This window comes from Kitasatospora sp. NPDC059817 (genome assembly GCF_042731835.1).
In the GTDB taxonomy this organism is placed as follows: Bacteria; Actinomycetota; Actinomycetes; order Streptomycetales; family Streptomycetaceae; genus Kitasatospora.
Genome location: NZ_JBHWIR010000059.1, coordinates 17,769 through 21,740 on the forward strand (window position 1 = coordinate 17,769; position 3,972 = coordinate 21,740).

Consider the following 3,972-nt stretch of genomic DNA (forward strand, 5'->3'; position numbering starts at 1 on the left):
GGCGTCTGCTCCGTCCTGTGGCGGGCCGGCCGTTTGGGGGGGCGCGGGGCGGGCGGGCGGGAGGGGGTCTGAACCACGTAGCCCGGCCGGACAGGATTCGGTGGCCGTCAGCCCTTTTCCGGCACGATCACGGTCAGCGAGGTGCTCAGCACCTCGAAGCCCAGGGACTCGTAGAGCCGACGGGCCGGGTTGCCGTCGGTGACGGCCAACTGCACCTCGACGAGCCCGCGTTCGGCGGCGTCGGCGACGGCGCGACGCAGCAGGTCCGCGCCGAGGCCCCGGTAGCCGAGCTCCGGGTGCCGGAAGACGTCGGCGATCCACGGCAGGCCGTCGCGGTCGGTGAGGACGAGCCCGGCCACCACCCGGTCCTGCGCGTCCACGGCGAGCAGGCTGGACGGCAGCACCGGCCCGATGACCTCGCCGGCGAGCAGCGGGGCGATCCGCTGCGCCAGGGCCTGCCGGTCGTCGCCCGCGAAGTGGTCCGGGTGCCCCGGGGCGAACGCGGCCCGCCAGGCCTCGAACAGGTCCTCGGGCGCGCGGTCGCAGGGCACGGCCCGCAGGCCGCCGCGCAGCGGGGCCCCGGCCCAGTCGGCGGGCGGCGGGTCGGCGACCAGGTCGCGCCGCATGGCGTGGGAGTGCCGGAGCACGGTGGCGCCGTGCTCCAGCAGGGCGAGGCCGAACTCGGGGGTCCCGGAGACCACCCACCCGGCCAGCTCGGTGCGGACGAACTCCACCGGGTCGGTGCCGCCGCTCCCGCCCACCACCTCCAGCAGGTCGGCCCAGGGCCGCCCCTCCCGCTCGCCCGGGAGGTAGCGCACCACCGGTACGCCCTCGCCGTTCCGCCCGATCACCCAGTTCGTTTCGGTCACACCCAGCCCCATTCGCACGGTCGTTCGTCCGCCGTCATGGTCGACGAGAGCGCGCCCGGGGGCAACCGAATTGTCAGGCCACCACCGCGGCGCGGACGCAGAGCACGTCCGGCAGGTGGGAGATCAGCGGTGACCAGCTCTCGCCCTCGTCGTGGCTGCCGTAGACGTCGCCGGTCCGGTTGCCGAAGTAGATCCCGGCCGGTTCGGCGTCGTCGGTGCGCAGCGCGTCGCGCAGCACGACGCCGTAGTGGTCCTCGCCGGGCAGGCCGTCGGCGAGCGGCTGCCAGCTGGTGCCGCCGTCGGTGGTGCGGAAGACCCGGCACCGGCGGCCGGGTGGGATGCGGTCGTCCCCGCCGCCGAGCGGGAACAGGTAGGCGGTGTCGCCCCGGCGCGGGTGGGCGGCGACGGCGAAGCCGAACGCGGCGGGCAGCCCGTCGGCGACGGAGCGCCAGCTCGCGCCCCAGTCGTCGCTGCGGTAGACGCCGCCGTGGTTCTGCAGGTACAGCCGGTCGGGGTCGACGGGGTCGGGGGCGATCTTGTGCACGCACTGGCCGAACTCGGGGTACTGGCCCTCCTCCGGGAGGAACTCGGCGCGCAGACCGGTGTTGGCGGGCTCCCAGCTGTCGCCGCCGTCCTTGCTGCGGTAGACGCCGCCGGTGGAGACGGCGACCAGCAGCCGTTGCGGGTCGCGCGGGTCGGTGACGACGGTGTGCAGGCCCTGGCCGCCGTAGCCGGCGCCCCAGTCGGTCCGGTGCGGGTGGTTCCAGAGCGACTCGACCAGACGGAAGGTCTCGCCGCCGTCCTCGGAGCGGAACAGCGCCGCGGGCTCGGTGCCGGCGTAGACGACGCCGGGGGCCTCCGGGCCGGCCGGCTGGAGCTGCCAGACCCGGGTGAGCGAGGCGCCGGTGGCTTCGGGGAAGCGGATCGCCGGCTGCGGCGGCTCGTACCAGGTGGCGCCGAGGTCGTCGGAGCGCCAGACGGACGGCCCCCAGTGGCTGCTGTCGGCGCCGACCAGCAGCCGGGTGCGGCCGTCGCGGCGGTCGATGGAGACGGAGTAGACCGCGTTCATCCGGAAGTGCGGCCCGCTGAACTCCCAGTCCAGCCGGTCGCGGCTGCGGCCGAGAAAGAGGCCCTTCTCGGTTCCGACGGCCAACAGCACTTCGGTCATGCCCACACCACCTGGTGACGAGTACGGCCCCCCGGGACGGCTCCCGCCGCCCAGTGTCCCGCCGTCCACCGGCGGCCACATCTCGCCGCGCCCACTCACCCGGAAGGCTCTCTCGTCAGGAACGCTCACCCGCCCGGCTCACCCCCGGCAGCCCTCCAGCAGCCGCAGCCACACCTCGCTGATCGTCGGGTAGGAGGGCACGGCGTGCCAGAGCCGGTCGATCGGCACCTCGCCGACCACGGCGACGGTCGCCGAGTGCAGCAGTTCGGCGACCCCGGGGCCGACCAGGCAGGCGCCGACCAGCACCTCGCGGTCCAGGTCGAAGACCACCCTGGCCCGGCCGCGGTAGTGGTCGCCGTACAGCGAGGCCCCGGCGACGGCGCCGAAGTCGTGGTCGACGGCCTTGACCCGCAGCCCGGCCCCTTCGGCCGCCGCCAGGGTCAGTCCGACGGCGGCGACCTCCGGATGGGTGAACACGACCTGCGGCGCGCCCGCGCTGTCGGCCGACGCGGCGTGCGCGCCCCAGCGGGAGGTGTCCAGCGCGCGCCCCTGGGCGCGGGCCACGATCGCCGAGCCCGTGATCCGGGCCTGGTACTTGCCCTGGTGGGTGAGCAGCGCCCGGTGGTTGACGTCCCCGGCGGCGTACAGCCACTCGCCGTCGACGCCGAGCACGGTGCAGCTGTCGTCCACCTCCAGCCAGCCGCCCGGCTTCAGCCCGACCTGCTCCAGCCCGACGTCGGCGGTGCGCGGGGCCCGTCCGGTCGCGTACAGCACCTCGTCCACGGTCAGCCGCTCGCCGCCACCGAGCGTCAGGACCACCGGCCCGGCGCCGTCCGCCCGCTCCAGCGCGGTGGCCTCCGTCCCGAACCGGAGGTCCACCCCGGCCTCGCGCAGGCCCTCCGCGACCAGCTCGCCCGCGAACGGCTCCATCCGCGGCAGCAGGTGGTCGCCGCGCACCAGCAGCACCACCTCGGAGCCGAGCGCCCGCCAGGCGGTCGCGAGCTCCACCCCCCCCCCGCCCCCCCCGCCCCCCCCCCCCCCCCCCGGCCCCGGCGGGGGGGGGGGGGCCGCCCCGGTGGTGCACCGGGGGGGCTCCCCCCCCCCCCGCACGCCCGTGGGCAGCACCGGACGGCTGCCGGTGCACACGGCGACGGCGTGCCGGGCGGTGAGCACCCGCTCGGTGCCGTCCTCGGCCTCCACGGTGACGGTCCGCACGCCCGCCAGCCGGCCGTGGCCGCGCACCAGCTCGATGCCGGCGTCCCGCAGCCACTGCACCTGGCCGTCGTCGTTCCAGTGCGAGGCGAAGGAGTCCCGCCGGGCCAGCACCGCGGCCGGGTCCAGCCGCCGGTCGCCGACCGCCTCCCGGGAGCCGGCCACCGCGCGGGCGTCGGCCAGCGCGGCCACCGGGCGCAGCAGCGCCTTGCTCGGCATGCAGGCCCAGTACGAGCACTCGCCGCCGACCAGTTCGGCCTCCACGACCACCGTGCGCAGCCCGGCGGAGGCCGTCCGGTCGGCGACGTTCTCGCCGGTCGGTCCGCCCCCCAGGACGATGACGTCGTACTCCTCGGCGGTGCTGGTCATACCCGGTCCTCCGTGCTGTCGATGGCCACCCCGGCCCGCAGGGCGAGGGTGACGGGCGTGTGGTCGCGGACGTCGAGCAGCCGGGCGCGCCGGGCGTCGTCCAGCGCGTCGGCGAGGGCGCCGGTGAGGGCGGCCTTCCGGGAGGTCGGCCCGTGGCTGCCGTTCGTCTCGTACCCGAGCCTGACCCGAACGGCCTCCAGCGGCCACTTCTCGCGCTCCGCGTGCATCCGCAGGGGCTCGCTTTCCTGTGGGATCCGGCCCCCGGCCGGACGGGGGGCGGGGCGGGTGGGCCGCGCCCGGCCCCGCCCGCGCCCGCAACCGGGGGGGGCGCGCACCAACACCCCACCGCACGCC

The 3,972-nt window shown here is 76.6% G+C and carries 4 protein-coding genes; all 4 read right to left on the minus strand.

All coding sequences use genetic code 11. The features are described 5' to 3' along the window. Positions 1 to 107 precede the first annotated feature (107 nt). Positions 108 to 869: a GNAT family N-acetyltransferase gene (locus ACFV61_RS15370; protein ID WP_380492038.1), complete on the minus strand. Its 762-nt coding sequence runs from the start codon at positions 867 to 869 to the stop codon at positions 108 to 110. A 73-nt stretch (positions 870 to 942) separates the two neighbouring features. Beyond that, positions 943 to 2,037, minus strand: coding sequence for a hypothetical protein (locus tag ACFV61_RS15375; protein WP_063346976.1), 1,095 nt, complete (start codon positions 2,035 to 2,037; stop codon positions 943 to 945). Between the two features lie 138 nt (positions 2,038 to 2,175). After that, positions 2,176 to 3,618 (minus strand): dihydrolipoyl dehydrogenase family protein, encoded by a 1,443-nt coding sequence (locus ACFV61_RS15380; RefSeq protein WP_380492040.1) that lies wholly within the window; start codon positions 3,616 to 3,618, stop codon positions 2,176 to 2,178. After that, positions 3,615 to 3,845, minus strand: coding sequence for a hypothetical protein (locus tag ACFV61_RS15385; RefSeq protein ID WP_380492042.1), 231 nt, complete (start codon positions 3,843 to 3,845; stop codon positions 3,615 to 3,617). Before ACFV61_RS15385 ends, ACFV61_RS15380 begins: the two co-directional genes overlap by 4 nt. Positions 3,846 to 3,972: the final 127 nt, after the last annotated feature.

What these genes read in the sequence shown, in the direction of transcription:
- ACFV61_RS15375 (WP_063346976.1), bottom strand. Translation starts at nt 2,037, where the DNA reads ATGACCGAAGTGCTGTTGGCCGTCGGAACCGAGAAGGGCCTCTTTCTC.
- ACFV61_RS15380 (WP_380492040.1), bottom strand. Translation starts at nt 3,618, where the DNA reads ATGACCAGCACCGCCGAGGAGTACGACGTCATCGTCCTGGGGGGCGGA.
- ACFV61_RS15385 (WP_380492042.1), bottom strand. Translation starts at nt 3,845, where the DNA reads ATGCACGCGGAGCGCGAGAAGTGGCCGCTGGAGGCCGTTCGGGTCAGG.